A 24144-nucleotide genomic window follows, 5' to 3' on the forward strand; every position below is an offset into this window, starting at 1 on the left:
AGCCGTACCGACCCCGTCGAATCCGACCGAACGAACGAAAGGAACCGAGATGAACATTGCCGTTGCAGTGAAAGTGGTGCCCGACGATCAGGACATCGTCGTCGCAAGCGACCGCACCCTCGACTACTCCAAGGCGCACCAGATCGTGAGCGAGTACGACCTCAACGCCATCGAGGCCGCCACGCTGCTGGCCGAGGCGACGGGCGCCACGTTGTACGCCATCAGCGCGAGCAACGCGAAGGCCGACGACCTCAAGGTGAAGAAGAGCATTCTGTCGCGCGGCCCCGCGGAGCTGCGCCTCATCGCCGACGACGCCTTCCAGTTCGCCGACGCCCGCACGACGGCGCGCGCTCTGGCGAAGCTCGTGGAGGGCATCGGCGACGTCGACCTCATCGTGTGCGGTGACGGCTCGGCCGACATGTACGCCGGCCAGGTTGACGTGCAGCTGGCCGCCGAGCTGGGCCTGCCCGTCATCAACGCCGTCACGTCCCTCAAGCTCGAGGACGGCGCCGTGGTGGTGGAGCGCACGCTGCCCGACGTGGTGGAGGAGATCGAAGTGCCCCTGCCCGCCGTAGTGGCCGTCACGCCCGAGTGCGCGTTCCCCCGCATCGCCGGCATGCGCGAGATCCTGGCCGCCGGCAAGAAGCCGACCACGGTGACCTCGGCCGCCGACGCCGGCGTGGACACGACGCCCGCGGTGGAAATCGCCAGCATCACCGCGCCCGAGCTGGCCGAGCGCAAGCGTCAGGTGTTCGACATGAAAAACGACGGGGACTTCGACGCGTTCGCCGCTGCGGTGGCCGCAGCCGTCCGCCCGTAGCCGAGAGATGAGAGAGAGGCCTTAATCATGAAAGCATTCGTTATCGCTGAATCGGCAGATGCGCAGAAGGAGCTGTGCGCCGGAGCCCGCACGCTCGCCGACGACGTCCTGCTCGTCTCCATCGGGCGCGCGCCTCAGACGGGCGTGGCCGACGTGGCCTACCACATCGAGCTGCCGGAAGGCGAGCTCGTGGAGAACGCCTACGACACCGTGGCCGCCCTGTACGACGAGACGAACCCCGACGCGGTGATCTTCGAACCCACCGCGCGCCTCAAGATCGTCGGCGGCCGCCTTGCCGCGCATGCGGGCACGAGCGTCATGAGCGACATCACCGCGCTTGACGGCGAGCAGGCGATCAGCCTGTACTTCGGCGGCCTCGCCACGAAGACGCAGCAGGCCACGGGCGAGCGCGCCTTCTACTCGAGCAACGGCAGCGCCTTCGCGAACGCCGAGGCCAGCGGCACGGACGTCGTGGAAACCCGCGCGTTCGTCGCGCCCGAGCGCGCCCTCAAGCTGCGCGGCACGCACGAGGTGCCGCACGTGGGCGCCGATCTGGGCCGCGCGTCGGTCATCGTGGGCGCCGGCCGCGGCTTCGCCCACGTCGAGGACCTCGACCTCGCGCGCGACCTCGCGTCGGCTGTGCACGGCGAGATCGCCTGCTCGCGTCCCCTCGCCGAGAACGAGAAGTGGCTGCCGAAGAACCTCTACCTGGGCGTGTCGGGCCGCATGGTGTCGCCGAAGGTGTACTTCGCCATCGGCATCTCGGGCCAGATGCAGCACATGATCGGCGTGCACAACGCCGACGTCATCGTGGCCATCAACAAGGACCAGAACGCGCCCGTGTTCTCGCAGGCCGACTTCGGCCTCGTGGGCGACCTGCACGAGGCCCTGCCGGCCCTCGTCGAGAAGCTCTCCTAACCGAACCGACTCGCGGAAGGAATTCCCTATGTCCGAAGATCAGTTCGACGCGATCGTCGTCGGCGCGGGATGCGCCGGCGCGGTCGCGGCCTACCGATTGGCCTCGGCGGGCCTGGCCGTGCTCGTGGTGGAGCGCGGCAACTACGCCGGCGCGAAGAACATGACCGGCGGGCGCATCTACACGCATGCGCTGGCCGAGGTCTTCCCCGACTTCGAGGATCGCGCGCCCCTGCAGCGCCGCATCACGCACGAGAAGATATCGCTCGCCGCGCCCGACGCCCTGTTCACCATGGACTTCACGGCCGACGAGCTGCGCGAGTCCGGCAAGGACTCCTACGCCGTGCTGCGCGGGCCCTTCGACCAGTGGCTGGCCGAGCAGGCCGAGGAGGCGGGCGCCGACTTCATCTACGGCATCGCCGTGGAGGACCTCATCGTGCGCGACGGCCGCGTATGCGGCGTCGTCGCGGGAGGCGACGAGGTGGAGGCCCGCATCACCGTGCTGGCCGACGGCGTGAACTCCCTGCTCACCCACAAGGCCGGGCTGGCCGACGCGTGCCCGGCGCCCCACCAGATGGCCGTGGGCGTGAAGGAGACCATCGCCCTGCCGCCGTCGGTCATCGAAGACCGCTTCCTGTGCGCGCCCGGCGAGGGCGCGGCGTGGATGTTCGCCGGCGACTGCACGAAGGGCCGCATCGGCGGCGGCTTCCTCTACACCAACGACGACTCGATCTCCCTCGGGCTCGTGGCCACGCTGTCCGACCTCGCCGCGGGCGACGTGCCGATCTACCAGATGCTCGAGGACTTCAAGCAGCGCGCCGACATCGCCCCGCTCGTCAAGGGCGGCGAGCTGCTGGAATACTCCGGCCACCTCGTGCCCGAAGGCGGATTCGACATGGTGCCGAAGCTCTACGGCGACGGCGTGCTCGTGTGCGGCGACGCGGCCATGCTGTGCATGAACCTCGGCTACTCCGTGCGCGGCATGGACTTCGCCGTGAGCTCGGGCGATGCGGCGGCTCAGGCCGCGATGCGCGCGCTCGAGGCCGACGACGTGTCGGCGACGCGCCTGGCCGCCTACGAGCAGCTGCTCGACGGCAGCTACGTGCTGCAGGACCTCAAGCGCTTCCGCCGTTTCCCCCACTACATGGAGGAAACCACCCGCATCTTCAACGAATACCCGGTCATGGCCCGCGACATCATGCTCAACCTGTTCAAGGTGGACGGGCATCCGCAGGCGCGCATCAAGGACAAGCTCATGGCGCCGCTCAAGCGCGTGGGCCTGTGGACGCTCGCCCAGGACGGCAGGAAGGGGATGAAGGCCCTATGAGCAACCCCATCAGCATCGACGTGAACGTCGACGCCAAACTGGCCCTCAACAAGTACAACGTGGACGAGGAGCACGCGCACATCGAGCTCGTGGACAACGCCGACGCCGCGGAGTTCCGCAAGCTCGTGCTGGCCTGCCCCGCCGCGCTGTACAAGATCGACGAGCAGGGCGCGCGCTCGTTCGACTACGCGGGCTGCCTCGAGTGCGGCACGTGCCGCATCCTGTGCGGTTCCACCATCGTGAAGCGCTGGGAATACCCGCAACCCACGATGGGCGTCGAGTACCGCTACGGATAAAACGCTGCATCAGGGAGGCCGTTGCGGCGAGACGGCCTCCAAAATTACCTAGATCAGGCGTTTTGTGTAGCAGCAACCCTGCGCTTCCCCCGTATAATAGAGGTGGTGTTGGATGCGACGTTTGACTCCAGGGGGAGATCATGAACCTTTCGCAGCTGTACTATTTCCGTAAACTAGCCGAACTGCAGCACTACGCCAAGGCGGCGAAGGAGCTCTACATCACCCAGCCTTCCCTGTCGAACGCCATCAGCTCGCTCGAGCAGGAATTGGGCGTCTCCCTGTTCCAGAAAACCGGTCGCAACATCCACCTCACCAAGTACGGCAGCGAGTTCCTCATCTACGTGACGAAGGGCCTCGAGCAAATCGACAAGGGCATCGCCATCATGAAGAACTACGCCGGCACGAGCGACGGCGGCAAGATCGACCTCGGCTGCATCATCACCGTGCAGACCGACTACATCCCCAAGCTGCTCAACGACTACAAGGCCCACACGGCCGGCGTGTCGTTCAACGTGCGCGAGGACACGTCCCAGCCCCTCGTGAAGGACCTGCTGAGCGGCTGCTACGACGTGGTGTTCTGCGCCCGCGGCGACGACGACCCCGACCTCACGTACATCCCCGTGCTCACGCAGAAGGTGGTCGTGGCCATGAGCGCCGACTGCCCGCTCGTCGACAAGGCGTTCATCACGCCGGCCGACCTGCAGGAACAGCACCTCATCACGTACGTGGACACCATCCCGCTCGGCCGCGCCATCAAGCGCATGCTCGACGACCGCGAGGTTGCCAACGTGGAGTACAGCTACCTCGACGAGTCCATCCTGGCCGGCTTCGCGGCCAACGGCGTGGAGGCGGCCCTCATGCTGGACACGTTCTTCCTGCGCAGCGTAGACAACGTGGTCATCCGGCCGTTCTACCTGAGCCCGCTCGAGCGGCGCACGTGCTACCACCGCGTGTACATGGCCTACAGCACGAAGAACTACCACCCGTACTGCGTCGACCACTTCATCCAGTACGTCACGGACAACCGGGCGCTCGAGGCGGACCCGAACGCCCGCTACATCGACTGACCCGACTCGCCCCTACCCCCGGAGGATCGCATGGCGGATACGAACAACACCCTGAGCCCCACCCGCACGCGCGCCACCTGGAAGCCCGGCGTGGCCGACGAGCCCGTGCCCTTCTACGGCTGCGCCGGCTGCGGCGCGGTGCTCATGGGCGTCGACGGCGGCGAAGGCCCGCGCTACGCAGGCGACGGGCGCCGTCCCACCATCGAGTTGCCCTACGCGCCCGCCCCCGATCCCGCCGCGTGCGACGAGGGAGCGCTCGAGCGCCTCGATGCGCTCGAGGCCCCCGCATGCGCCGAGCGCATCGAGATCACGTACGACGTGGTGGGCGGGTTCGACATGAACGCGCTGCGCGTGTTCTGGAAAGTGCGCGAAGACGACTGCACGCCGCGCTGGTTCGCGCTCAAGACGTTCACGGGCATGCAGCTCAAGTACGTGCTGCCCGGCAAGCGCCAGCCCGTCGTGTTCGCCCTCGGCGACGAGGACGCCTACGCGTACTGCGACAAGAACCCCTGCGTCAGCTGCACGTTCCGCTGCAAGCGCGGCTTCGAGCTCTACGCCTACGTCGAGCAGCTAGGCCTCGTGGCCGTAGCCGTGCACCGAGAAGCCATCGGGTAGAGAGCAGTGACGAAGCGCCCCGCGCTTCGTCACTGCTCTCCCTCGCTATCCAACCGGTATCCCAGGTCTACGCCGGCGGCGTCGAACTCTTGCACGAAGTCGATGAACGACTGCACGGCGGCGGTTTTGGCGTGCTTCTTGCTGTGCGCAAGATACACCCAGTAGAAATCGGGACGCACGCCCTCAAGGGGCACCGTCGTGATGTTCGAGAACAGCTTGAGGCCGATGGAGTTCAGCATGAGCGCCGCGAGGCCCCCGTCTACCGACACGGTGGACGCCATGGTGATGTCGTCGTCGTAGAGAGCCTCGACGCCCTCGAGCGGGCTCTGCTCCAGCAAGCGCTGCACCTCCTCGCCGATGGGCGTGCCCCGGCGGTACGTGATGAGGCGCAGGCCGCGCAGCTCCTCGAGCGACACCGACGCGCGGTTGGCCAGCGGATGGTCCACGCGCACGCCCAGCTCGAGGCTGCGGTTGAGCACGGGAAGGTACTCGATGTCGGGCTCGTGATCGCGTCGTCCGCAGAACGACACGTCGAGCGTCTCGTTGTGCAGGCTCTGCGTGAGGTAGTTCGTGAAGGCCTGGTACGTCTCGATGCGCACGTCGTCGCCGTAGCGCTCGTGGTAGGCCTTGAGCAGCGCGGGCAGGTAGTCGTCCTGCACGGTGAACGTCGTGCCCAGGTTGACGGTGCCGCCCATCTGCTGCTTGCGCCGCGCCATGACCTCGATGCCGTCGTCGAGGGCGCGCAGGCTGTCGCTCACGTAGCGGTGGAACTCCTTGCCGTCGGGCGTCAGCTTCACGCTGCGCCCGTCGCGGCAGAACAGCGCAACGCCCAGCTCCTTCTCCAACGAGCTGATGGCGTCGGAGAGCGTCGGCTGGGCGATGTAGAGCTCTTTGGCAGCGCGTGTGTAGTGCTGCAGTTCGGCAAGCTTCTTGAAGTAGTAGAGCTGGGACAGGTTCATACCGATACTCCCCCACGATCTCGATCGGTTGACGACGACGCGCTACGCGACGTCTCAGCGAAGCGGGGGCCCAAGCGGGCCCCCGAATGAGAAGCAGAGCTGTTTAGCAGAGTATAGCCGAGCTTAGTCGGTCCACTGGCTGCGAAGCTTCTTCGCCTGAGCGAACGAGTACAGGCCCAGCAGCAGCACGGCCACGATCATGATAAGGCCGGCGATGAACACTGCGTTGAAGCCGAAGCCCGAGCTGATCCAAGCCCAGAACATGGAGGCGAACGCGGCGATCAGGTTGAACACGGTCGAGATGCGGGAGTAGATGATGGCGTTGTCGCGCAGACCGAACACCTGCTTGACCACGATGGGCACGAGCACGACGGCCGTGGCGTAGAAGGCGCCGAACACGAACGCGCCCACGTACATCATGATCTCGGAGGCCGAGCCGAACCAGCACAGCAGCACGCCGCCCACCCCGCAGACGAACGCGAAGATGAGCGCGCCCTTGGCGTTCTTGTCGGCGGCGGCGCCGAGCACGATCTTGAAGATAGCCTGGCCCACCATCATGACGGTGACCATGATGCCGCCCACGACGAGCACGTCGAACGCAGCGCCCGTGAGGGACTTCGTGTAGGTGGGGAACTGCTGCGCGATGAGCACGGCCACGTTGATGATGCCGGCGAACAGGCACAGCGCGTAGAACACGGGCATCTTCATGGCAGCGCCCGCGGAGATGCCGGTGGGCTTCGCCGGCTCGGCGCCTGCGGCCACGGCCTTCGCGCCGTAGGGAGCAAGCCCCACGTCGGACGGGTGGCTGCGGATGCAGAACAGCGTGAACGGAATGGACGTGACGAGCGCGATGATGCCCCAGATCAGGTAAATCGTGTGGTAATCCATGCCGCCGGAGCGCAGCGCCGTGAACACGGCGGACCACACCGCGCCGCCGATGCCCGTGAACGCCATGCACAGGCCGATGAAGAAGCCGGCGCGCTCGGCGAACCAACGGTTGATGAGCTGCGGAATGGCGAGCCACAGGATGGATATCTCGCCGAGGCCCAGCAGGACGGCGGCGACGTAGAACATGATGATGTTGTACGAGAAGCTCATGAGGATGAACGCCCCGCCCACCAGACACGCCGAAATGGTGAGGATGATGCGGATGTCCATGGACTGGATGAGCTTGCCGGCGAAGGGCGAAGCCACGGTCATCGTCAGGTACATGACGGTGACGTACATGGCGAACGCGGTGATCTCGACGCCCAGACCCTCGGCGACGACCGGCTGGAACAGGCCCCACGTGGAAAAGCACAGGGCCGAGCACCCGAAGGTGATCATGATGCCCGTGAGAACGACGAGCATGTGGCGCACGCTCATCTTCTCTTTCTTAGCTGCGGTACTCAATTTGTCCTCCTAATTTCTCCGTCGTCCCCCTTCGTGGTATTGAGCGCACACGGAGGGGAACGGCACCCCTGAACACTTTCTGCTGACAGCAGGCTCTCTAGCTGACATTATTCCGTGCGGCTCGACAAGGGAGAATGGTCATAACCTCAGAACTGACCGAGAAACAGCGGGTACAATGGATAATATTGAAGAATTGAGTAACAATTTGCCGGACTCATGCGGGTCGCTGCCCGACAGATTCGCCCTCCTGCCGAACGTCCGTATCCCAAAGCATCAAAAAGGGGTGCCCGTCGCTCGTGGCGGCGGGCACCCCTTCGACATCCGGGCGTACCGGCGTCCGGACATCCTGGTGTCGCGCGATGCGGCGTCAGTACTTCTCCATGATGAGCGGCGAGGCGATGTACACCATGATCTGGTCGGTGCCCTCCGCAATCTGGTTTCCGCGGCAGTCCTGCCACAGCTGGCTCACGCGGGCCCCTTCGGTGTAGCCCATGCCGCCGAGGATCTGCATGGCGCTCGAGGCCACCTCGGTGGCGGCGTTCGGCACGTAGCGCTTCATGAGCGCGACGGACAGGCGCTCGTCGGGGGCGCCCTTGTCCACGTCGATGGCGGCGCGATACAGCATGGAGCGCATGTTGTAGATGCTCACCTCCATGTCCGTCAGCATCTGCTCGATCTGCTGGAAGCGGCCGATCTGCACGCCGAAGGCCTTGCGGTCGCGCGCGTGGCGCACCGCATCCTCCATGGCCGCGCGCGCCATGCCGAGCGACGAGGCGCACGTGAACACGCGCCCGAACTCGAGCAGGCGGAACAGCTGGCGGAAGCCCTCCTGCCGCCCGTTGAGGCGGTACGACGGCGACAGCTCCACGTTGTCGAACAGCAGCGTGGCGAACGGCAGCATGGACTGCCCGATCTTGTTGATGGGATACGCGCTCACGCCCTTGAGGTTGCGCGGCAGGAGCCAGAACGTCATGGGCGGGTACTTGCCCGGCGTCTCGGCGTCGCGGTCGATGGCGGCCACCATGATATAGGGCGCGTACTCGCCGTTGTTCACGTACGTCTTGTGACCGTTCAGTATAAGGTGCTCGTCGATGGTGCGCGTGTACGTCTGCATGTTCATGGCGTCCGAGCCGGCCTCGGGCTCGGAGATGGCGAGCGCGAACAGCAAACGCCCCGTCTCGCGGTAGTCCTTCAGCACGTCGGCGAACTCGCCCGCCCCGGCGAACTGGCGCACGATGGACAGGTTGAACAGGTCGTTCTGGAACGGCAGCGTGGCGCCGGCGCAGCGGGACAACTCCTCGATGATGAGCGCCTGCGAGCACAGGCTGAACGTGCCGTCGCCGTCCTCGAGCTCTTCCAGCCCGAAGTACAGATCGACGAACCCCTTGACCACCTCGTCGGGCAGACCCTGGTCGCGACGCCATTGATGCACGTGCTCGGGCGTGAACGTCTCCTCGCCGAACGCGCGGAACGTCTCGACGAGCTTGCGTTGCGTATCAGTCAGTTCGAAATCCACGGGGGACCTTCTTTCCTTCAAAACGTCGCCGGGATGCGGGCGGCTCCCGCATGCACCCGGCAACGCTGCAAGCTGGGATTACTTGTTACCAGTATACTGAGACTGGGCGTGCGCATCACCCCCAAATTGGTTGAATTACCCAAAAGGATGGACGAATTACCCCTTTTAGTCCCCTTGACATCCGTATATGGCCAACAAAACAGGGAACCTGTGAGTTAAACACTCGCAACCTGCTAAAAAACTACGGTGACCATCAAGTATAAACAATTGTCCATAGCAACAAAACCGAGAACATGTGAGCATATCCCCAGGAGGAAAACAACAACTTGTCAAGGAAAGGAGAACCGTCGTATGTCAGTGACAGAGAAACTGAACGGGTATGGTCCTCTGAACGGCGTCAAAGTCGTCGAGCTGTGCGAATGGGTGGCGGCACCTGCGACGGTGCGCGTTTTGTCCGAGATGGGAGCCGAGATCATCAAGGTCGAGCCCCTGCACGGCGATGCACAGCGCACGCAGGGCCCCGGGTTCGGATGCGAGCAGACCGACCGCGAGGACCCCACCATCGACCTGAACAACACGAACAAGAACTGGCTGTCGCTCAACCTGAAGACCGAAGAGGGCTCCAAGGTCATGCACCAGCTGCTGGCCACCGCCGACGTGTTCGTGAACAACCTGCGCGATAAGGCGCTCGTGAAGCTCGGTCTGGACTACGCCACGCTCAAGGAGAAGTACCCGACCCTCATCTGGGCGCAGATGCGCGGCTACGGCGAGTTCGGCCCCGAGCGCGACACCCCCGGCTTCGACGCGGTGTGCTGGGCGGCGCGCGGCGGCGTGGCGAACGTGTTCCGCGAGGACGGCCAGTCCCCCGCCATCCCGCCTCAGGCGTTCGGCGACTACAACGCGGCGTCCATCCTTTCCGGCGGCATCCTGGCCGCGCTGTTCAACCGCACCCGCACGGGCAAGGGCGAGAAGGTCACCTGCAACCTGTACGGCGCAGCCATCTGGGGCGGCAACATCGGCGTCATGGCCACGCAGTTCGGCGCTCCGTACCCGAAGTCGCGCAAGCACGTGCCCAACCCGTTCAACAACACGTACCGCACGAAGGACGAGAAGTGGATGCTCATCTGCATGCCGCAGTACGACAAGTATTACAACATGATGATGGAGATCACGGGCAACGAAGAGCACAAGGATCAGCCCGACACCTGCAACCTGCCGGCACTCAAGAAGTCCGAGAAGCAGCCTGAGGTCATCAGCTGGCTCGAGGCCGCCTTCGCCACCAAGACGTTCGAGGAGTGGGACGAGATCCTGCGCGAGCACGAGGTGCCCCACCAGAAGTGCTTCCGCTACACCGACATCATCAAGGACGAAGAGGCGTACGCCAACGACTCCCTGCGCTGGGTGGAGTACGAGGAGTTCGGTAAGAAGGCCATCCCCATGTCGCCGTTGCGCTTCGACGACTACGGCGATCCGCCGATCATCCTGTCCAAGCCCGTCGGCTACCACACGGCCGAGTTCCTCAAGGACCTGGGCTACAGCGACGAGGAAATCGCCGCCATGGAGGAGAAGGACGCCATCAAGTGCTGGCACGGCGACGAAGTGCCCGACGTCATCTTCAAGTCCGAGCGTCAGCTCGCCGGCGAGGCCCCCTGCAACTGGTAGGCCGAACCGAATCCGCACGAACGAAAGGAGGGAGCCGCGGCTCCCTCCTTTTTTGCTGGTCCGGTACGGATGTTTCACGTGAAACATCCGTACGCTTTCCGCAGATGTCGAACCTAGGCCAGCTTCCCCGCCAGCTCCACCATGTCGCGTCCCAGCTGACGCGCGAACGAGAAGGCCACGGCGTCGTCCTGCACGCGGCGCCACTGCACGCGCCCCGTCTCGTCGAAGCCGGCGAACTGGCAGGCCGCCACGCCGTTTGCGAGCACCGGGCCCGCCGGGCGCGGATGCACGACCAGCATCTCGTGCGCGGCGAAGAAGCGGTCCATCACCCCGAGGGCCTCCTCGGCCCCGCAGTCCCCCAGCCCCGACGACGTCACCATGCCGCCCACCTTGCCCTTGAGCGCGTTCTCCACCATGTGGAGCGGGCGGGTGCGATCGATGAACGTCTTCGTGCGCGCCGTGACGTTGGCGAAGTAGTCGGGCGAGCCCAGGATGATGCCGTCGGCCGCCTTCATCTGCTCCACGAGGCCGTCCATGTCGTCGTGCAGCGTGCAGCACGGCTTCGCCAAACAGGCGTTGCAACCGATGCAGTAGCCGATGTCGAGCTGCGAGAGCTCCACAAGCGACGTGTTCGCCCCGAGCGCCGCCGCCTCGTCGAGCGCGGCCTGCAGCAGGGCCGCCGTGCCCTTGCCCGCCCGATGGCTTCCGTTGATGGCCAGTATGCGCATGTCTCGTCCCTTCTCTCGGCCGATCCGCCCGCGCCGCCGCGCCCCCGCGCGCCGAAACGCGAAACGCCCCCGACCGCTGAGCGGGCCGGGGGCGTCGAGGCGCAGGTGCAGATCGGCGCCTTACATGTTGTGGAACTGGTACTTCTCCGGGTTGTCCTTCACGTCCTGCTTGTTCTTCGGGTTCATCTTGCCCACGCCCATCTGGCCGTCGTTGGTGTTGGAGGCCAGAACCTGGTTGCGGTTCTCCATCTTGATGACGTTCTCGAAGCTCGTGCCGTCGAGGGAGGCCTGCAGGCACTCCTTCGTCAGACGCAGGCCGAACGGCGCGGTGGCGTCGCACATCTGCTGCGCGAAGGCCACGGCCTCTTCAACCACGTCGTCGTCGGCGACAACCTTGTTCGCGAAGCCCCACTCGAGCAGCTTCTCGGCGCCGAAACGGTTGGGATTCATGAGGATCTCGCAGGCGCGGGCGTAGCCGACGATCTTGGGCAGGAAGAACGCGCCGCCCATGTCGGTGCCGGTATAGCCGATGGACAGGTAGCCGGCGTTCATCTTGAAGCTCTCGCCCAGCACGCGCATGTCGCAGGCGCAGGAGATCGACAGGCCGCCGCCCACGGCGTAGCCCTTGAGCGCGCCGATGATGGGCTGCTCGCAACGGCGCATGTTGATGATCTGGTCGGAGCACATGCGCTGCATGATGTAGAAGTCGCGCTGGATGCGGCCCATGTCCTCGGGCGGCTCGAGCGCGAGGTCGTTCAGGTTGAAGCCGGCGCAGAAGGACTTGCCCTCGCCCGTCAGCACGATGGCGCGGCAATCCTTGTCCATGCGCACCTTGATGAGGAAGTCGTTGAACTCCGCCATCTGGGCGTAGGACATGGCGTTGAGGTTCGCGGCGTCGTTGAAGCTGCACACGTACACCGGACCGCGACGGTCGATGATGAGCTTCTCGTAGTCGTACTCGAACTCCGGCAGATGGTAATTCTCCTGGTACACGCTCATTGGCACTACCCCTTTCCCTGTTGGTTCATATGTCGCTCGTTGCGTTTCGATACGTTCTGCGGGCCGTGCTCACGGGCCCTTCTCTATAATCGCCTGTTGCGTTCCCTTTATCTACGGACAATCGAGCCGTACTGTCTAATGCAGGAAATCGATTTCCATCATTACTTCTATTTTGTCCATCATTTTGATGCAAAACAGGTGCCGTGAAGCAAAATCAGACGCTGGTTCGTGGGAAATACTCCTTTTCTCCCTCCCCTGTTGGCACGTCTCGCCGCTTCTCCCATCCGTTGACGGTGGGGGTCATCTTCTCATTTCCTCGATGTTGACCTGGGGTTTTTATATCTAATAGGCTGTGGCTATCAATACATAGAAAGTTCCTATTAGTTAACCCACAAATGCGCCTCATCGACCATCAACCCCGGGCCTACAATGAGGGACACTGAGGAGGTCACGAAGGACACATCGTGGCGTCTGACGTTCGCCGCACTGCGGGGCACGGGCCGGAGGGGGTCGCAGCGCACCGCATCGTTCCATCAGCGTCAAAAGCGTCGAAGCGCAGGCAGATCGAGTTCATGCGAAGCATCCGGCGGGGAAAACCGGGTGAGAGAAGCAAGCCGTCATCAAGAGAGGACTCAGGGGTGATGATTACCGATCTCAAAATCAATGCCGAGCGAAAACGTTTCTACTACGAGAAAGGGTACTGGACCGAAAAGTCGATCGGCGATGTGTGGGCCGACCGCATAGCCTCCCATCCGGAGCGCACGTACGTTACCGACGATCAAGGCTCTTCCTATACCTACGGCGAGGTCGACGACCGCGCCGGCCGCCTGGCGGCATGGCTGATCGAAGAAGGGATCGAGCCGGGGGACGTGGTCACGTTCCAAATGCCCATCTGGGCCGAATTCTGCATCGTGTACGTCGCCTGCCTCAAGTGCGGCGCCGTCATGCATCCCGTCCCGCCGAACTTCAACGACGAGGACCTCGTGTACAACATGAACAAGGTGGGGTCGCGCGCGTTCATCTGCCCGACCGCGTTCCATCGCTGCGACTTCGTGAAGCAGGCCTATGCGGTGAAGGACCGCATTCCCACGCTCGCGTCCATCGCGTTCGTGGACAAGCAGGCGCCCGCGCCCGAGGGCGCGCCCAGCCTGAGCAGCATCTGCGCCGCGTACGAGCCCGTGACGGAGCGTCCCGCGGTCTCGTCCGACGACGTGGCGTGCATCCTGTCCACGTCGGGCACCACCGGCCGTCAGAAGGCCGTGCTGTTCACGCACAACAACATCCTGTTCTCCGAGCGCTCCTTCGTCAAGGGACTGGGACGCACCGCCGATGACGTCATGTTCATGCCCTCGCCGCTCAACCACGCGACGGGCTTCTACCACGGCCTCATCTCCCCCATGATCCTGGGCGGCCGCACGGTGCTGCAGCAGCACTTCGACGCGGCGGACGCGCTTGCGCTGTGCAACCGCGAAGGCGTCACCTGGTCGATGGGCGCCACGCCGTTCGTCTACGACATCCTCAAGTACCTCACGAACGAGAAGCTGGGGTCGTTCGACACGCTGCGCCTGTTCGTGTGCGGCGGCGCACCCGTTCCCGGCACGCTCGTGCAGTGCGCGCATTCGCACGGCATCCTGCTGTGCGAATGCTACGGCTCCACCGAGAGCTGCCCGCACGCGTTCGTCCCGCCCGAGCGCTGTCTGGAGTGGAACGGCGCCTGGTCGGGCGTGCCGCTGCCCGGCATCGAGGTGCGCGTGGTGGACGAGAATCACGAAGAGGTGCCGCGCGGCACGCAGGGCGAGGAGATCTCGCGCGGGCCGCACCAGTTCGTGGGCTACCTCAACGACAAGGAGCGCACCGATCGCGCGCTCGACGACGAGGGATGGTTCTACAGCGGCGATCTGTGCTACATGGACGAGGAAGGCCGCATCCGCATCAACGGCCGCAAAAAGGAGATCATCATCCGCGGCGGCGAGAACATCTGCGCGAACGAGATCGACGAGAACCTCATGGAGTGCCCCGGCATCGGCGACCACGCCACCATCGGCATGCCCGACGAGCGCCTGGGCGAGCGCATCTGCACGTTCGCCGTGCCCACCGACGAGCGCCGCCCCGAGCTGGCCGACATCACGAGCTACCTTGACGGGCAGCATGTGCCGAAGCGCCTGTGGCCCGAGCGCATCGAGTACATCGACGCCATCCCCAAGACGGCCACCGGCAAGGTGAAGCGCCACCTGCTGGCCGCCGAACTGGCCGAACGCATGAAGAACGCGTAGGGCGCACGAGCAAGCACGAAAAAGAACCGGGGCCGCGGCCCCGGTTCTTTTTCGTGCGGCCCGCGCTCAGGATGACAGCAGTTCCCGCTGCTCGAGGTAGTCGAGCTGGGAGCGGATGTTGATGCGGGCGGCGGGGTCGAGGCGGGCGTCGACGTCACGGTACACCGCGTCGATGATGCGGTCGAGGTCGCGTCCGGCACCGCCCTCCACGGCGGCGCGCACGTGCTCGAGGCGCTCGAGGCGGTGGCGGTAGGCGCGGTCGATCGCGCCCAGCGGATCGTCGATGAGCGGCCCGTGCGCCGTGAGCAGCCGCGCGACGCCGCGCTCCTCCACCACGGCGCGAAGGCGCTCCAAGCTGGCGAAGTAATCGGCCAGGCTGCCGTCGGGCCAGCAGATGAGCGTCGAGCTTTGGCGGAACAGCATGTCGCCCGTGATCACGGACGCGTCGGCCGGATAGAGGAACCCCACGAGGTCGCTCGCGTGGCCCGGCAGCAGCACCACCTCGAGCTGCGGCGCGCCCTGCCCGAGCGCGAGCGGCCCGTCGGGCAGCGTGCCGTCCTTGCGCGACAGCACGGGCGCGCCCGTCCACGCGGAGAAGCGCTCGGCGCCTTCCGCATGGTCGGCATGGTCGTGCGTCAGCAGGATGGCGGCCACCTCGCGCCCGTCTTCGGCGCATGCATGCTGCACGGCGCGCAGGTGCGCCGTGCTGTCGGGACCGGGATCGACCACAACGCAGGCCGCGGCATCCGGCTCCGCGAGCACCCAGGTGTTCGTGCCGAGGTACGTGAGGGGCGAGGGATTGTCGGCCAGCACGATGCGCGCTCGGGGCGACACGCGGGCGCTGCCCCAGGCGCACGCGGGCGCCGTCGACCGGGACTGCTGCGCTACGGGAGCAGGCATGAGAGCACCGCCTTCCCCTCGTCGTCGACGGACGGCTCGAGCATGATGCGCCGCACGTCGTCCACGCCGGCGGCGAAGGCCTCCGCGCTCGCCGCGTGCGCCAGATGCGCGAGGTTGTAGGCGGTCGGCGGCACGAGCCGCAGCGCGCCCTGCGCCCCGCGCTCCAGTACGGCCTGCGGATCGGCCCAACCGGCGCCGTTCGCCTCGGTCGTGCAGCTGTCGGGTGCCTGATCGGCGGGCGACAGCGCCGCGAAGAAGTACGTGTCGTAGCGCCGGGGCTCGTAGACGGGCGTGAGCCAATGCGAGCGCAGGCCCAAGAGGTCGGCGCGCAGCGTGAGGTCGTGGCGCGCGAGCACCTCGGCGAAGGACGCCTCGTGCTCGACGAGCCGCCGCCGTTCCTCGACCCACACGGGGTCGGCGACGTTCGCGGCCGGCACGCCGCGCGTCCCGCCCGCCAGCAGCACGCCGCATTCCTCGAACACCTCGCGCGCCGCCGCCGTTACCACGCGCCGCGCCACGTCCTCGTCGGTGCCCATGCGCCGCGCCCATACGGCGGGCGCGGGACCCTCCCACGCAACCTGCTCCTCGCTGTCGCGCGGGTCCACGCCGCCGCCGGGGAACACGACGGCTTCGGGCACGAACGCCATGGTGGCCGCGCGGCGCAGCATGAACACCTCGCGCGGGTCGCGCACGAGCATCACCGTAGCAGCCAAGCGCGGCGTGGCCGGCGGCGCGCCCTCCGCACGGAACGCGGCGTAGGCGCGCGCCTGCTGCTCGCCCATGGGCACCCCGAGCGTCTCGCCCGCCTTCCACCACTGCATAGGCTCTCTCCTTGCGCGTACCGTGTTCGCTGTCCCCCTTCTCTCACCGAGAAAGAGGGGTTTGCTTCATGGTATCACCGCGGAAGGGCCAATGCGTCGGACAACAGCTCGGCGATGTCCCGTACCGGCACGGCGGCGTCCTTCGAGGCCAGCCCGTCCTCGAACATGGACAGGCAGAACGGGCAGGCCGTGGCCACCGCGTCGGCCCCCGTCGCCAGCGCCTGCTCGGTGCGCTGCACGTTCATGCGCTCCCCCGCACGCTCCTCGAGCCACATGCGCCCGCCGCCCGCGCCGCAGCAGAAGCTCTTCTCGCGCGTGCGCTCCATCTCCACCACCTCGGCGCCGCACGCCGCCACCACCGCGCGGGGCTCGTCGTACACGCCGGCGTAGCGTCCGAGGTAGCACGAGTCGTGGTACGTGACGCGCCCGAGCGCCGCGGTTGCATCGGCGCAGGCGCGGGCACGGGCGTCGCCGTCGGGCGCGAGCGCCCCCTCGGCCACGAGCCGCGCGAGCAGCTGCGCGTGGCGCACCACCTCGAACGTGCCGCCGAGCTGCGGATAGTCGCGCTCGAGCACCTGGGCGCAGTGGGGGCACTGCACGATGATCTTCTTCGCGCCGTAGGCGTTCAGCGTCTCGATGTTCTCGGTGGCCAGCTGGTAGTACAGAAACTCGTTGCCCAGCCGGCGCGCCGCGTCGCCGCAGCACTTCTCCTGCGCGCCGACGACGGCGAAGTCCACCCCGGCGCGCTTGAGCAGCCCCACGAGAGCGCGCGACACGCGGCGGTTGCGCGCGTCGAAGGCGCCCGCGCAGCCGGGCCAGTACACGTACTCGGCCCCCGGCCGCTCCTCCAGCGTGGGCACGTCGAGCCCCTCGGCCCACGACAGGCGACTCTGCCACCCGAGGCCCCACGGGTTGCCGTTCGTCTCGAGGTTGCGGAACGTCCCCTTCGCCTCGGCGGGAAACGCGCTTTCCATCGACACCTGGTACGTGCGCATGCCCACCACCTTCGGCACATGCTCGAGCAGGGCCGGGCAGGCCTCGGTGCACGCGCCGCACGTCGTGCACGACCACAGCGCCTCGGGCGTCACGACGTCGCCCACGAGCGTGCGGTCGAGCACCGCCCGCTGCCGCTCGTCGGGCTCGAAGGCCTCCCCGCGCGCCTCGGCCGCGCGCTGCGCCCGCACGAGCGGGCCGCGCTCCTCAAGATGCTCGTCGAGCGCCTGGACGAGGCTCTTCGGCGACAGCGGCTTGCCGCTCGCGTGGGCGGGGCACACCGTCTCGCAGCGCCCGCAGCGCACGCACGCCTCGGCGTCGAGCAGATCCTTCCACGTGAAGTCTTCCAGCTTGCCCACGCCGAACTCCTCGAGCTCCTCGTCCTCGAGGTCGACGAAGGGCAGCGTGCCCTTCGGCTCGAGCGGGCGGCAGTACACGGTGGCGGGCACGAGCAGCACGTGCACGAGCTTCGAGTACACCCAGTACGCCAGGATGCCGAACGCGATGGCCATGTGGAACCACCACAGCACCTGGTGCGCCGCCGACAGCTGCCCCGCGCTCCACCCCGCGAACAGCTGCGCGGCGAGGTTGCCGATGGGCGACCACGCGGCCCACGGGTCGCCCGTGGCCATGATGCGCAGGCCCTCCACCGCGAAGCCCGTCACGCCGATGACGAGCAGCCAGACGAGCACGACGATGTCGGCGGGCTTCGTTTCCAGCTCGGGGTGCCGCCCCGCCGCGCGCCGCACGATGCACGCCACCATGGCGATGCAGAACGCGAGACCGGCGATGTCGGTGCCGAGCGCCAGCACGTAGAGGTAGTAGTCGCCCTTCGCGATGTCGAGCCCCAGGTCGACCTGCGCGGCGTAGCTCACCGTGGCCACCACCATGACGGCCATCCCCACGTACATCCCGAGGTGCGCGATGCCGATGCCGCGCTCCTTCACCACGGTGGCCTGCAAAAGCGCGTCGACGAAGGCGCCCTTGAGGCGCGTGCGCGGCCGGTCGGCGCGGTCGAGCGGGCGGCCGATGCGCCACAGGCGGTAGCGCCGCCAGAAGAAGTACGCGGCCACGGCGAGCACGGCGAGGAAGCACGGATACATGATCCACGACCCCTCGATGTTCCAGAGCGCCTCGCGCGAAGGCGTCGCCGCATCCACGTCAGGACGCCTTCGCGGCGCGGGCGCGGAAGGCCTCGGTCAACAGCGGCACCGCCTCGAACAGGTCGGCCACGATGCCGTAGTCGGCCACCTTGAAGATGTCGGCCTGCGCGTCGCGGTTCACCGCCACGATGCACTTCGACGCCGCCGCGCCCGCCATGTGCTGGATGGAGCCCGAGATGCCGCACGCGATGTACAGCGACGGCGCCACGGTCTTGCCCGTCTGCCCCACCTGGTACTGGATGTCGATCCACCCCTCGTCCACCGCGGGGCGCGACGCGCCCACGGCGGCGCCCAGCACGTCGGCCAGCTCCTCGACGAGGGCGAACCCGTCGGCGCCCTTCACGCCGCGCCCGCCCGACACCACGACGTCGGCCTCGGTGAGCTCCACGCGGCCCGACGCCTTGCGCACCACGTCGGCCACCGTCTGCCGCACGTCGCCGAAGCCGTCCACCTGCTGGGCGACCACGGGCGCATGACGCGTCGGGTCGGGCGCGGCCGGCTCGAACGCCTTCGGGCGCACGGTGGCGATCATCGGGCGCGCGTCGGCGGCGAAGGCCACGTCGGCCTGCACCTTGCCCGAGTACGGTTCGCGCGTGAACACGAAGCCCGCCTCGTCGTCGGCCTCGACGGCCACCACGTCGGCCACGAAGCCCGTGTCGAGCCGCTGCGCCAGCAGCGGCCCCACGGCCAGGCCCATCGCCCCGTCCGCGAACAGCAGCGCGTCCGGCTCGTGCGATGCGACGAGCTGCTCGAGCGCCGCCGCGTGCGCCTCGACGGCGCAGGCGCCGAGCGCCGCGTCGTCAAGCACGAGCACCGCATCGGCGCCCGCCGCGCCCAAGGCGGCCGTGTCCGCATCGGCCAGCCCGCTGCCCAGCACGACGGCCGACACGTCGGCCCCGCCCGCCCGCGCCATGCGGCGCGCGACGGCCAGCATCTCGAAGGCGACGCGCGGGAAGGCCCCGCGCTTCGGCTCCGCGTATACCCAGATTCCTGCCATGGATGAACTCCCTTCCCCGTCCCTACCAGACCTTGGCTTCGATGGCCAGCAGCTCCACCGTGGCGGCAACCGCCTCAGGCACCGTCTCGCCCTCTACGATGCGCCCGCCCTGCCGCGCGGGCTTGGCGCGGTAGCGCAGCACGCGCGTGCGGGACGCTTCGGCGCCCGCGTCGGCCGCCTCGACGCCGAGGTCGGCCAGCGCCCACACGGTGACGGGCTTCTTCTTCGACTGCATGATGGCGCGCACGTTGGGATAGCGCGGCTCGGCCAGGCCCTGCTGCGCGGTCACCACGGCCGGCAGCGGCACCTCCACCACGGCCACGCCGTCGTCGATCTCGCGCGTGACGCGCGCCGTGCCGGCCGCCGGGTCGACCGCGAGCGCCGTCGCCACTCCCACGCACGGCAAACCCAGCAGCACGGCCAGGCGCGGCATGGTCTGCGCGCTCGACGTGTCGGCCGACTTGCAGCCGCCCAGCACGAGGTCGGCCGGAATGCGCGCGAGCGCCGCGGCCAGCACGCGCGAGCGCGCGGCGGCGTCGGCGCCCGCCAGCGCCGCATCGTCGATCAGGTAGCCCGCGCTCGCGCCCATGGACAGCGCGTGGCGCACGGCCGGCAGCGCCTCGTCGCCCCCGATGCACACGACGGCCGCCTCGCCGCCGTGCTCCTCCACCAGCTGCACGGCGCGCTCCACGGCGAACTCGCTGTACGGGTCGATGACGAGCGTCTGCCCGTCGGCGAGCAGGCGCCCTTCGGCGTCGGCGCTCACGGCGGCCTCGGTGTCCACGGTCTGCTTGATGCATACGACGATGTTCATGCTTCGCCCCTTCCCTAGTATTCCTTCAGCACGGACTTCGCGATGAGCGTGCGCTGCACCTGGCTCGTGCCCTCCACGATGGTGAACGACTTGGCGTCGCGGTAGTAGCGCTCCACCGGGTAGTCCTTGCACAGGCCGTAGCCGCCGAATATCTGCACGGCCGTCTCGGACGCCTTCACGGCCGCCTCCGAGCAGTACACCTTCGCCACCGACGCCGTCTTCATCATCGTGGCCACGTCGCCGCCGTAGGCCGTCGCGGCCTGGTCGAGCAGCAGCCGCGACGATTCGAGCGAGATCTCGAGGTCGGCCAGCATGAAGCGGATGGCCTGCAGATCGGCGATGTGCTTGCCGAACTGGATGCGCTCCTTCGCGTACGCCGCCGCAGCCGCGAGCGAGGCGGCCGTCACACCCGTGGCCAGCGCCGCCACGGCCAAGCGCCCGCGGTTGAGCGTGTGGTGCGCGATCTCGAAGCCGTCGCCTACCGCGCCCACGAGCGCCTCGGGGCCCACGTGCATGTTCTCGAAGAACAGCTGCGAGGTCACCGAGCCGCGCAGGCCCATCTTGTCCTCCTTGCGCCCGATGACGAGGCCGGGCGTGTCGCGATGCACGACGAAGCACGACGGCTTCGACTGCCCGTCCTCCGCCACGCGCGCGAACACGGTGAACCAGTCGCCCACCTCGCCGTTCGTGATGAATATCTTGCTGCCGTTGATCACGTAGCCCTCGCCGTCGGGCAGCGCCGTCGTGGCGATGGACGAGATGTCGGAGCCGGCGTTCGGCTCGGTGAGCGCGAAGCAGATCTTCGCCTCGCCGGCCGCCAGCGCGGGCAGGATGGCCTCCTTCTGCGCCGGCGTTCCCGAGAACACGAGCGCGTCGGAGCCGATGGCCGAGATGAGGATCATGAGCGCCACGGCCGGCGACTCGCGCGCGATGCGCTCGATCACCTGCACCCAGCAGTGCATGGACACGTCCACCCCGCCGAATTCCTCGCCGTAAGCCAGGGCGAACAGCCCCTGCTCCACGAACAGGTCGTAGATGTCGTGCGGGAACGCGTCCTCCTCGTCGATCTCGGCGGCGCGCTGCGCCACCACGTCCACGCACACGTCGTCCACCATCGCGAGGATCATGCGCTCTTCTTGCGTCAGCTCGTACATGGAACCCCTTCCCCGTAGCCATGATTCATTTCCTTTGCCTATTGATTCCCCTTAAAATAATAGGCTGTGTCTATTGATTGACCATGGTCAAAAGAACGGTCATGAGCATACGAACTGGTCAAACGCTCGCGTTTGTTGGCACGATCATCGAGCGCCCGCTGCGCGGCGGGGCCGGCATCGACGGTGCGGCACCGTCCTGCGACAAAACCGCACATTCGGGTCAAAATAGCCGGTTCACGAGGACATCTGCTGTTCTATGATCTCTGTAGAAGGAATCACGTTTCGAAGGAGTATCAACCATGCCCGCACCGCTCCGGCCGATCATCGAAGTCCCCTGCACCGTCGACGCCATCCCGCGATTCGAGGTGCTGCGGCAGCTCGACGCGCCCGCCCTGCGCGCGCTCGGCCTCGACCCGGATGCCCTGAGCGCGGCCGAGCCCGAGTCCGCGCCCGAGCTGAGCGACGAGGCCGCGCGGCGCATCGACGCCGCGAGCGCGGCGTGCCTGGCGGCCTACGAGCCGCGCGGGGCGTACAAGGTGTTCAACCCCGCCATCTGCACGCTGCCGCCCGAGTACGTCGAGCCGGCCATCAAGCTCGTGGGCACCATGATGATGTTCCACGGCCAGAGCGTGTACGAGCGCCTGCGCCGCGCGGCGCACTGCGCGCTCATGGCGGTGACCATCGGTCCCGACAACCCCGAGGCGCTGCCCGCCGACGCCGACGAGCTCGACCGCGCGCTGGCCGACGCCTGCGCGAAGGCGCTCGTGGAGTGCGCGGCCGACCACGTGAACGCCGCCATCGTGAGCGCGGCGCTCGAGGAGGACCTCTACACCGACGACCGTCTGAGCCCCGGCATGGGCGACTTCCCGCTCGACACGCGCTCGCAGTTCGTGTTCTACACCCAGTCGGAGAAGCGCCTCGGCCTCAAGCTGGGCGCCGACGGCGCGTTCTCCCCCCGCTACAGCACGGTGGGCGTCGTGGGCCTCTACGACCCGTCGCAGAAGAACCGCAAGCGCGCCTGCGGGCGCTGCAAGTACCGCTCCTACTGCTCCATCCGCGCCATCGGCATGACCTGCCACGGCGCCAAAGGCACCTTCGCGAAATAGCGGAGGCGGCACCCCCGCCGCCTTCGCCGCCTCCGCCTTCGCCGCCTTCGCCGCCCGCATCGGAGGGCGGCGCCTCCCCTTTCGGCGGATGCACGGGCCGCGAGCAAGAGTCGGGGCGCGAAGCGGGCATCCCGGCCCCCTTCTATGCGCGGAGGCCTGCCGAATGGCAAGTTTTTTCGCGATTGCGGGATTTCGGCCCTGATTTCGCCTGCTTTCGGCTCCTGCTGCGCTCGAATACGAAAGAAACCCCAGGTCGCGATTTTCTCCCGCGCGTCGAATGCTCGCAATCCATCGCAATCGCGAAAAAACTTGCCACGCAAGCTCAAGCCCTACAGAAGAGCGCCCCGACCATCCGGTCGGGGCGCTGGGGCGAGGCGGGCGAAACGCCTCGGGGTGCGACGATGGGTTAGATCGTGTACAGGTAATCGGGATCCTCGGCAACCTTGGCGTACTCTTTGAGGATGCCGCGACCGGAGATGTGCACCATGATCTCCACGGTGCCGCCGCCGATCTGGAAACCGCGGCAGTCGAGCATGAGGCGGGACACGCGGGTCTCGTCGGTGAAGCCGAGGCCGCCCATGAGCTGCAGGGCGCGCGAGCAGCAGTCGGTGAGCGCCGGGGCGCCGTAGCGCTTGAGCATGGCGGCGTCGTTGTTCACCGGGATGCCGTTGTCCATCTTCCAGCAGGTGCGATACAGGAAGTTACGCGTGTTCGAGAGCTCGATCTGCATCTCGACGATGTGCTCCTGCACGAGCTGGTAGGTCTTGATGCCCTTGCCGAACTGCATGCGCTCGTTGGTCCAGGCGCACGCGTCTTCCATGGCGGCCTGCGCCTCGCCGAGCAGCTCGGCCAGAAGCACGCAGCGCTCCCACTCGAAGTTCTTCATGAGCTGGTAGAAGCCCTTGCCCTGGATGCCCAAGAGGTCGCTCTCGTCGATGACCACGTCGTCGAAGTGGATCATCGCGAACGGCATGATCTGCATGCCGATCTTGTTGAGCGGCTCGATGGTGACGCCCTTGGCGTTGGCCGGCACGAGGTACATGGACATGTTCTTGTTCTCGCGGGACGGGTCCTCGTCCTTGCACACCACGATGAAACCGTCGACGTGCTCGCCCTGGGTCACCCAGGTCTTCACGCCGTTGATGTGCACCTTGCCGTCGCCCGTGCGGGTGGCCAGGCATTCCATGCCCTGGTTGTCGGAGCCGGCCTCGGGCTCGGAGATGGCCAGGCAGTACGGGGGGTAGCCGTTCTCAACGTAGTAGTCCATCGCGTACTTGATCTGCTCCGGCGTGCCGAACTCGCACACGTCGAACATGATGAGCAGGTTGGGAGCCATAGGGATGTTGCCGCCGGCGTGGTTGAGCTCTTCGATGATCATGGCCATCGTCTGATGGTCGACCGGCTTTCCGCCGTATTCCTCGGGCAGGCCGTACATGCCCCAACCCGAATCGACCCAGGCCTTCGCCACTTCGGGAGCGATGCCGCGGTTCTTGTAGCCCGCCGCGATAACCTCTTCCGTCAGGTTCTCCTTGGCCCACTCGCGGATGCCCCTCTTGATGCGGAGCTGTTCCTCACTGTATGCGAAATCCATGCTTCCTCCTTAACGATTTTCCCTATATTCAAAACA

21 protein-coding genes are annotated in these 24144 nt (G+C 66.8%); 9 read left to right on the forward strand and 12 right to left on the reverse strand.

Annotated elements, in window-relative coordinates:
* Positions 1-49 precede the first annotated feature (49 nt).
* The 6 genes from C1876_RS09235 to C1876_RS09260 all read left to right on the forward strand — a co-directional run bounded on the left by C1876_RS09235 (position 50) and on the right by C1876_RS09260 (position 5040).
* A complete protein-coding gene (locus C1876_RS09235) occupies positions 50-820 on the forward strand; it encodes an adenine nucleotide alpha hydrolase family protein (protein ID WP_114546438.1) in 771 nt (256 codons plus the stop codon).
* Positions 821-847: 27 nt separating this feature from the next.
* The gene (locus C1876_RS09240) at positions 848-1738 is read left to right on the forward strand and encodes an electron transfer flavoprotein subunit alpha/FixB family protein (RefSeq protein WP_114546439.1); all 891 of its coding nucleotides are present in this window, start codon (positions 848-850) and stop codon (positions 1736-1738) included.
* Between the two features lie 28 nt (positions 1739-1766).
* A complete protein-coding gene (locus C1876_RS09245) occupies positions 1767-3062 on the forward strand; it encodes an FAD-dependent oxidoreductase (protein WP_114546440.1) in 1296 nt (431 codons plus the stop codon).
* On the forward strand, positions 3059-3358 hold the full coding sequence (locus C1876_RS09250) for a ferredoxin family protein (RefSeq protein WP_114546441.1): 300 nt from the start codon (positions 3059-3061) through the stop codon (positions 3356-3358). The genes C1876_RS09245 and C1876_RS09250 overlap by 4 nt, the downstream gene beginning before the upstream one ends.
* A gap of 140 nt (positions 3359-3498) precedes the next feature.
* Positions 3499-4425 (forward strand): LysR family transcriptional regulator, encoded by a 927-nt coding sequence (locus tag C1876_RS09255; protein WP_114546442.1) that lies wholly within the window; start codon positions 3499-3501, stop codon positions 4423-4425.
* 30 nt (positions 4426-4455) lie between these two features.
* Positions 4456-5040, forward strand: a complete 585-nt coding sequence (locus tag C1876_RS09260) for a hypothetical protein (protein WP_114546443.1) — start codon at positions 4456-4458, stop codon at positions 5038-5040.
* A 29-nt stretch (positions 5041-5069) separates the two neighbouring features.
* Here the strand turns inward: C1876_RS09260 and C1876_RS09265 are convergent, their stop codons facing one another.
* From C1876_RS09265 to C1876_RS09275, 3 genes are all read right to left on the reverse strand, one after another.
* Positions 5070-5999, reverse strand: a complete 930-nt coding sequence (locus tag C1876_RS09265; RefSeq protein WP_114546444.1) for a LysR family transcriptional regulator — start codon at positions 5997-5999, stop codon at positions 5070-5072.
* A gap of 123 nt (positions 6000-6122) precedes the next feature.
* Complete coding sequence (locus C1876_RS09270) at positions 6123-7391, reverse strand: MFS transporter (protein ID WP_227113299.1); 1269 nt, start codon at positions 7389-7391, stop codon at positions 6123-6125.
* A gap of 367 nt (positions 7392-7758) precedes the next feature.
* On the reverse strand, positions 7759-8907 hold the full coding sequence (locus C1876_RS09275) for an acyl-CoA dehydrogenase family protein (RefSeq protein WP_114546446.1): 1149 nt from the start codon (positions 8905-8907) through the stop codon (positions 7759-7761).
* 351 nt (positions 8908-9258) lie between these two features.
* Here C1876_RS09275 and C1876_RS09280 point away from each other — a divergent pair, with 351 nt between their 5' ends.
* Positions 9259-10569, forward strand: coding sequence for a CaiB/BaiF CoA transferase family protein (locus C1876_RS09280; protein WP_114546447.1), 1311 nt, complete (start codon positions 9259-9261; stop codon positions 10567-10569).
* A 113-nt stretch (positions 10570-10682) separates the two neighbouring features.
* Here C1876_RS09280 and C1876_RS09285 read toward each other — a convergent pair whose 3' ends face one another.
* Entirely contained in the window at positions 10683-11297 is a 615-nt protein-coding gene (locus C1876_RS09285) for a flavodoxin family protein (RefSeq protein WP_114546448.1), read from the reverse strand.
* 120 nt (positions 11298-11417) lie between these two features.
* Entirely contained in the window at positions 11418-12296 is an 879-nt protein-coding gene (locus C1876_RS09290) for an enoyl-CoA hydratase/isomerase family protein (RefSeq protein WP_114546449.1), read from the reverse strand.
* 641 nt (positions 12297-12937) lie between these two features.
* Here C1876_RS09290 and fadK point away from each other — a divergent pair.
* On the forward strand, positions 12938-14569 hold the full coding sequence (fadK, locus tag C1876_RS09295; protein ID WP_114546450.1) for a medium-chain fatty-acid--CoA ligase: 1632 nt from the start codon (positions 12938-12940) through the stop codon (positions 14567-14569).
* 66 nt (positions 14570-14635) lie between these two features.
* On the opposite strand, the gene C1876_RS09300 is transcribed toward fadK, so the two are convergent.
* The 6 genes from C1876_RS09300 to C1876_RS09325 form a co-directional block, all read right to left on the reverse strand.
* Positions 14636-15469: an MBL fold metallo-hydrolase gene (locus C1876_RS09300; protein WP_114546451.1), complete on the reverse strand. Its 834-nt coding sequence runs from the start codon at positions 15467-15469 to the stop codon at positions 14636-14638.
* Positions 15454-16290 carry an NUDIX hydrolase gene (locus C1876_RS09305; RefSeq protein WP_114546452.1) on the reverse strand — a complete coding sequence of 279 codons (837 nt, stop codon included), beginning with the start codon at positions 16288-16290 and terminating at the stop codon, positions 15454-15456. The genes C1876_RS09300 and C1876_RS09305 overlap by 16 nt, the downstream gene beginning before the upstream one ends.
* 74 nt (positions 16291-16364) lie before the next feature.
* Positions 16365-18443, reverse strand: a complete 2079-nt coding sequence (locus C1876_RS09310; protein WP_114546453.1) for a heterodisulfide reductase-related iron-sulfur binding cluster — start codon at positions 18441-18443, stop codon at positions 16365-16367.
* A 1-nt stretch (position 18444) separates the two neighbouring features.
* Positions 18445-19443, reverse strand: a complete 999-nt coding sequence (locus C1876_RS09315) for an electron transfer flavoprotein subunit alpha/FixB family protein (protein ID WP_114546454.1) — start codon at positions 19441-19443, stop codon at positions 18445-18447.
* A gap of 22 nt (positions 19444-19465) precedes the next feature.
* Positions 19466-20257, reverse strand: coding sequence for an electron transfer flavoprotein subunit beta/FixA family protein (locus tag C1876_RS09320; protein ID WP_114546455.1), 792 nt, complete (start codon positions 20255-20257; stop codon positions 19466-19468).
* 14 nt (positions 20258-20271) lie between these two features.
* Positions 20272-21411, reverse strand: coding sequence for an acyl-CoA dehydrogenase family protein (locus C1876_RS09325; protein ID WP_114546456.1), 1140 nt, complete (start codon positions 21409-21411; stop codon positions 20272-20274).
* Positions 21412-21710: 299 nt separating this feature from the next.
* Between C1876_RS09325 and C1876_RS09330 the strand changes: the two genes are divergently transcribed.
* Entirely contained in the window at positions 21711-22517 is an 807-nt protein-coding gene (locus C1876_RS09330) for a phage tail protein (RefSeq protein ID WP_114546457.1), read from the forward strand.
* Between the two features lie 406 nt (positions 22518-22923).
* Here the strand turns inward: C1876_RS09330 and C1876_RS09335 are convergent, their stop codons facing one another.
* Complete coding sequence (locus tag C1876_RS09335) at positions 22924-24108, reverse strand: acyl-CoA dehydrogenase family protein (RefSeq protein ID WP_114546458.1); 1185 nt, start codon at positions 24106-24108, stop codon at positions 22924-22926.
* Between the last annotated feature and the right edge of the window lie 36 nt (positions 24109-24144).

Origin of the sequence: Eggerthella sinensis, assembly GCF_003339815.1 — a bacterium.
GTDB classification, from domain to species: domain Bacteria; phylum Actinomycetota; class Coriobacteriia; order Coriobacteriales; family Eggerthellaceae; genus Eggerthella; species Eggerthella sinensis.